The sequence below is a fragment of the Pandoraea sp. B-6 genome (assembly GCF_000282835.1).
In the GTDB taxonomy this organism is placed as follows: domain Bacteria; phylum Pseudomonadota; class Gammaproteobacteria; order Burkholderiales; family Burkholderiaceae; genus Pandoraea; species Pandoraea cepalis.
The window spans coordinates 10944-16221 of the sequence record NZ_KB290551.1 but is presented as its reverse complement, the minus strand read 5'-3'; the positions used below and the strand labels follow the sequence as shown (position 1 = coordinate 16221).

Below are 5278 nucleotides of genomic sequence, written 5' to 3'. Positions count from 1 at the left end.
GCAAGGGGTTTTTGCTTTTCCCCGGCGATAACGCCCAGCCCAGCTTGTCGCGACTGACATCTGTCTGGCTATTGGGACGGAATTCGGTCAGGGTCCCATACTGCAAACTTAAATGCGGGCGTGACGGCGACGGGGCCGAGGGTGCCCCGCAGACGGCGCATTAAGGCGGCCGTTGCCGACCGCCCGCGCTACTGAGCGTCGAACGGCAGCCGATATTGCGCAGGGTCTTCGGGGCGTGGTCGACGGCGACGCAACAGCGCCGCGCTGGGCTTGTCGGGTGCGGGGGCCGGTGGATCTAGCGAGCTGAGGCGAAACGCCGGGCGGCTTAGCGGCAGAACGGCCAGGAGTGCCGCCTTGCCGCGTACCGACGTCGGGATGTCGTCTTCCACTTCGGCCGACTGAGCGCCAGTGACGTCGTATACGACGGTATCGCTCGCCTGATGCAAGGCGGCAAGGCGTCGGCCCAGTAGTCGGTAAATGTCAGGATCAAAGCCGGTCACGGCAGGCAAGGTGTCGACGAACGCGTCCAACGCGTCACGCGACGTCACAGTGCCCAGATACTGCCAGCGGTCGATCACGTGGTAGTCGACCTCCGAGGTATCGGCGCTGCGTTCTTCAACCGCGATAGGGCCTTCGTACGGCCACGTTTCCAACCGTAGCGTGGCGAGCGCTTGGCGAACGCGCTCGGTGTGCGCGGCAAGCGGCATATCGCCGACGCATACACCATCACAACGCTTGACCTGGTATCCGAAGCACGGCCGGCCGGCGCCCACAGTTTCCAACCCGAGCTGCGCGCAGCACAGACGATGTTCGTCCGCCAGCGTGCGCAGCGCGCTCTGCGCACGCGTGCGCGACGAGAAGGTGCCGTACAAGGCCTCGGCGCCGGCAAAATCGACCGCCTTCGCGCTGACGAGCTCGGGCATGTCGGCATCCGGCGTGAGTTGCCAGCTATAGAGTTGCGAAGCACGGCGCAATTGACGGTTATGTACCGGCTGCAACTGCTTGACCAGTTGCGACTCCAGCAGCAACGCGCCAAGCTCGCCCACCGTGCAGCGCGCTTCCACACGCCGGATTTCCTGCGAGATACGCAGATCCTTGGCAACCTGATGATCGCTGGAGAAATGTGAACGCACGCGCGCGCGGATGTCGACGCTCTTGCCCACATACAGCAGCGTGTCGCCTTCGCCATAGAAGAGGTAGACGCCGGGGCGGTTCGGCAGGGCATCGATGGCGTCGTCCGGCAACTGCGGCGGCTGGCTCGAACGTTTGGTTACGCGTTGCACCGCCTGCTCGATCAGATCGGGCGTGTAAATCGTGTGAAGCTTTTGCCAGAACTGCCAGAGCAGATCGGCGTCGGCGAGCGCGCGGTGACGGCCCAGCGGGGCGAGGCCGAAGCGGGCGATCAGCGCATCCAGACCATGCCGCGCCGCCGAGGGAAACAGCAGACGCGATAGACGCACCGTGCACAAAACATCGGCTTGGAACGCGATGCCGGCACGCCGGAATTCGTTTTTGAGAAAGCCATAATCGAAGCGCGCATTGTGGGCAACAAACAACTTGCCTTGCAGACGTTCCGCCAATCCGTGCGCCAGCGACTCGAACGACGGCTGACCGCGCACCATCTCATTGGTGATTCCGGTCAGCTGCTGGATGAACGGGGGGATCGGTTCGGCCGGATCGAGCAGGGTGCTCCACTGTTCCACGCCATGCTGGCCGACTTCGACCACGCCGATCTCGGTGATGCGGTCGCCGAGCGCATTGCCACCCGTCGTCTCCAGATCGACGAAGACCATCGGCGCCGGCAGCGAGCGGGCGAGCGCGTCGGGATCCATCGCATCGCGGATCGCGGCGTCATAGGGGTGCTCGATTGCGATGTCCCGCATGTCATCGGTCGCGTTGCGCTTGCGCACTTCGGCCGCGCTCAGGCCGGGCATGCCGGCGCATTGGCGTGCGACGCGATCGGGCGGACGGATCGGTCGGACGGGAACGGCGCCGCGTCGTCGCCAGGCAGGTCGTCACCGGCGAATGCTGCGACGGCGGCACGGAATACCGCCGGTGCCGGGGCGTCGGGCCAGTGCAGATCGACGAGTGCATCGAGCTGCGGTAACGCGCCGTCACGACGCAGCGCCTCGTCGCCGGGCAGGCGCAGCAGCCGCGCCAGCGTCCACGCCTCATGCCGTGCATGCAGGCCAATATCCGCCTCTGCCTCGTCGGCAATGGCGAGGAGCGTGCGCCAGTCAAGCGTCAATGCCGCTGCCGCTTCGCTCGAATTATTCGCTTCGTTCGATTCCTCAGGGGCTGTCGCAACGGCGGCAGTGCGTGCCGATATGGCTTTCGCGGTCCCCGCACGCTGTTGCGCGTAGCGCGCGGCAATCGCTCTCACGATGCCAGCAAGGTCGCGTTCGGCAGCGCTCAGTGCCAGTTGATCCCAGTCGATGGTTTCCATAAGACATTCCTCGATTGGAGGACATGATACTGTATAAAATCACAGTGCGCGAGTGACGTGACCCGACCGACCCGACGGGGTCGCCGCCGTCGTCGCCGCATGTAATACTTTGCGCCATGCCCACCCTGCGGGAACCCGACCTCGATGTTGACCCTGTATACCTTTGGCCCGTCGTTCGGGCTGCCCGACGCCAGCCCGTTTGTCGTCAAGGCGGAGATGCTGCTCAAGCTCGCCGGACTGCCCTATCGGACGGATCGCAGTGGATTTCGGCATGCCCCCAAGGGCAAGCTCCCCTATATCGATGACGAAGGTGAGATCGTCGCGGACTCCACGTTGATCCGGCTGCACATCGAGCGTAAGTACGGGTTCGATTTCGATGCCGGTCTCACGCCCGAGCGACGGGGCGCCGCGTGGATGTTCGAGAAGGCGCTGGAAGATCATTTCTATTGGCACGTCGTGCAGGCGCGCTGGTGCGACGACGACAACTTCGCCAAGGGGCCGGCCTCGTTCTTCAAGGCGATTCCCTGGCCGGTGCGCCCACTTGCGCAAGCGTTCATCCGTCGCAAGATTCGCGGCACGCTGCACGCGCAGGGCACCGGGCGCTATACGCCTCAGGAGCAAACGCAACTGCTCAAACGCGGCGCACAGGCGGCGGCCGAATTGCTCGGCGACAAACCCTATTTTTTCGGTGATGCGCCGTGCGGCGCCGATGCCACGGCTTTCGGTTTCATCGGTAGCGCCGCGTCGCCGCATTTCCGCATGGCGCTGCGCGACGAAATCGCAAGCCATCCGAATCTGATGGCCTATGTCGCGCGCATGCGGCGCGAGTTCTTTCGCGACGCGGGCGAAGGCTCGAGCGTTTGAGGCGTAACGTCCGATAGGCAGATCGGCAAATCCGCGATTTCACGACGTCACATCGCCGCGAATTGACATCGACTCTGGAGGCCGACGCCGGGCTGGATCAGCCCGCCTCGGAGGCCGTTTCGTCGCTCGGCAGCACGTCGGAGAGCACGAGGTTGCGCCCGGAAATCTTCGCGGCGTACAGCGCGCGGTCGGCGCGCATGCAGAGCGCCTCGAGACTTTCATTCTCGTGCCACGTCGCCACGCCGCCACTGAGCGTGTATTGACACACGCCAAACGGACCGGCCACCAGATGTCGGCTAGCCTGACTGCGCAGGCGCTCGGCAATGCGGATTGCACCGGGTGTGTCCGTGCCCGGCAGCAGCACGGCAAATTCTTCTCCGCCCAGTCGCCCGAAGACATCGCCTTCGCGCAGGATATCGCGCACGAGCTTCACGAATTCGCGAAGCACCGTGTCGCCGCCCGCATGGCCGTGGGTATCGTTGATCTGCTTGAAATGATCGAGATCGATGACCACGATCGAGAGAGGCCAACCGCGGGCCACCGCCCGTGCCATCTCCTGACGCGCGAGGAGGTCGAAGTGTTTGCGCGAGAGCGCGCCGGTCAGATAGTCGCGGTTCGCGGCCTCTTCGGCGGTGGCGAGCATGGCGTCGTGAATCATCATGACCGCGCCCATCGTCATGGCGGGCATGACAATCGTGCCGATGGTGAGCATCACGGCGTTGAACATCGTGGGCGCGAACACATCAGGGCCGGGGGCCGGCGTCCAGCCGAAGACCACGCCGCGCACGGCATGCCCGATGGCGAACGCCGCAGCGAGGCCCGTGGTCAGCCAATAGTTGTAAGGATGCCGGCGCGGGGGAATATGTCGGGCAATGAGCACGGCCGTGGCCAGCAGCCACGCCGCGTGAAACGTCGAGACGATGACCACGCGTGCCTGTGGGTCGTCGGTGCCGTAACGCCAGAACACGATGGCGGCAGCGAGCACGCCGAGCGATGCGCCCAATGCCGGCCAATGCGGCGAGCGGCCGAGAAAGCGAGCACAGCCCGCGAAGTAAAGCAGCAGACCGCCCGCGAGGGTGACGTTGGCGACAGCAATCGACAGGAAGTCGGGGACGCCGCCGCGCAGCGCAAACAGCGGCAGGGCAATGAGCACCGCAACGTTGGCGAAGCACCACTCGCGAACGCCCGCCACGCGTGAGCGTAGAAGAGACCCCATGATCAGCAACATCATGAAGCTGAGCAGTGAGGTGATCGCGAGCAAAGACGTCGTCAACATGGCGATGACCAGCGGGGGGAAGCGGACATGTGTTGTGCATTGTAATGTACGCCGCTACGCGCGTTACATGCCCAGCACGCCAGTAGAATAGTCGGATCCGTCTTTTTTGTATCAAGGAGTTTGCGTCAATGCCGACGACCCGATCCTATCCGTCAAATCGCGCCCCCCGCTTTCGCCGGCTTCCCATGTTGGCGTTGACCGTCGTGGCCGTTGCCGGTCTTGCCGCGCGCCCGGCGCAGGCGCAGCAAGAGCCGCTGCAGCGCCGCGCAGCCCAGCCGCCACTTTTCTCCAGCCCAGCCAGCAGCGCAAGCGCACCGGCGGCCGATGTCAATCGCGACGTGCGTCCCGCGCTCGAGGCCGCCAATCTTTGGCTGGGACTCACGGACATCAACCGTGGAAAGCAGAGTTGGGAGCAGGCTGCCCCGGTGTTCCAGCGCGCGATCACGGCCGGCGACTGGGCGCAGCGCCTGCAAGCCGCGCGCGAGCCGCTGGGCCGGGTGAAGTCGCGCAAAACCGCGGATGCGGTGTTTACGCGCACCCTGCCCGGGCAGCCGGACGGCGAGTATGTGGTGATTCAGTACAACACAGTCTTTGAGCACAAGGCCGAGGCCCATGAGATGGTGACGATGGTCTTCGGCATCGACAGCCGTTGGCGGGTCGCGGGCTATCTGGTGCGCTGAGGCTGCGCTGGC

5 protein-coding genes are annotated in these 5278 nt (G+C 64.8%); 2 read left to right on the top strand and 3 right to left on the bottom strand.

Annotation, left to right across the window (positions count from 1 at the left end):
- Positions 1-188 precede the first annotated feature (188 nt).
- Entirely contained in the window at positions 189-1934 is a 1746-nt protein-coding gene (locus A985_RS26320) for a 3'-5' exonuclease family protein (RefSeq protein ID WP_017235081.1), read from the bottom strand.
- Complete coding sequence (locus tag A985_RS0119615) at positions 1922-2446, bottom strand: DUF2471 family protein (RefSeq protein ID WP_017235080.1); 525 nt, start codon at positions 2444-2446, stop codon at positions 1922-1924. Before A985_RS0119615 ends, A985_RS26320 begins: the two co-directional genes overlap by 13 nt.
- Before the next feature lie 144 nt (positions 2447-2590).
- Here A985_RS0119615 and A985_RS0119610 point away from each other — a divergent pair, with 144 nt between their 5' ends.
- Positions 2591-3310 carry a glutathione S-transferase family protein gene (locus A985_RS0119610; RefSeq protein WP_017235079.1) on the top strand — a complete coding sequence of 240 codons (720 nt, stop codon included), beginning with the start codon at positions 2591-2593 and terminating at the stop codon, positions 3308-3310.
- Positions 3311-3407: 97 nt separating this feature from the next.
- Here the strand turns inward: A985_RS0119610 and A985_RS0119605 are convergent, their stop codons facing one another.
- Positions 3408-4586, bottom strand: a complete 1179-nt coding sequence (locus A985_RS0119605; RefSeq protein WP_017235078.1) for a GGDEF domain-containing protein — start codon at positions 4584-4586, stop codon at positions 3408-3410.
- Between the two features lie 185 nt (positions 4587-4771).
- On the opposite strand from A985_RS0119605, the gene A985_RS0119600 reads away from it, so the two are divergent.
- On the top strand, positions 4772-5266 hold the full coding sequence (locus A985_RS0119600; protein ID WP_017235077.1) for a DUF4019 domain-containing protein: 495 nt from the start codon (positions 4772-4774) through the stop codon (positions 5264-5266).
- The last annotated feature ends 12 nt before the right edge of the window (positions 5267-5278 follow it).

What these genes read in the sequence shown, in the direction of transcription:
- A985_RS26320 (WP_017235081.1), bottom strand. Translation starts at nt 1,934, where the DNA reads ATGCCCGGCCTGAGCGCGGCCGAAGTGCGCAAGCGCAACGCGACCGAT.
- A985_RS0119615 (WP_017235080.1), bottom strand. Translation starts at nt 2,446, where the DNA reads ATGGAAACCATCGACTGGGATCAACTGGCACTGAGCGCTGCCGAACGC.
- A985_RS0119610 (WP_017235079.1), top strand. Translation starts at nt 2,591, where the DNA reads ATGTTGACCCTGTATACCTTTGGCCCGTCGTTCGGGCTGCCCGACGCC.
- A985_RS0119605 (WP_017235078.1), bottom strand. Translation starts at nt 4,586, where the DNA reads ATGTTGACGACGTCTTTGCTCGCGATCACCTCACTGCTCAGCTTCATG.
- A985_RS0119600 (WP_017235077.1), top strand. Translation starts at nt 4,772, where the DNA reads ATGTTGGCGTTGACCGTCGTGGCCGTTGCCGGTCTTGCCGCGCGCCCG.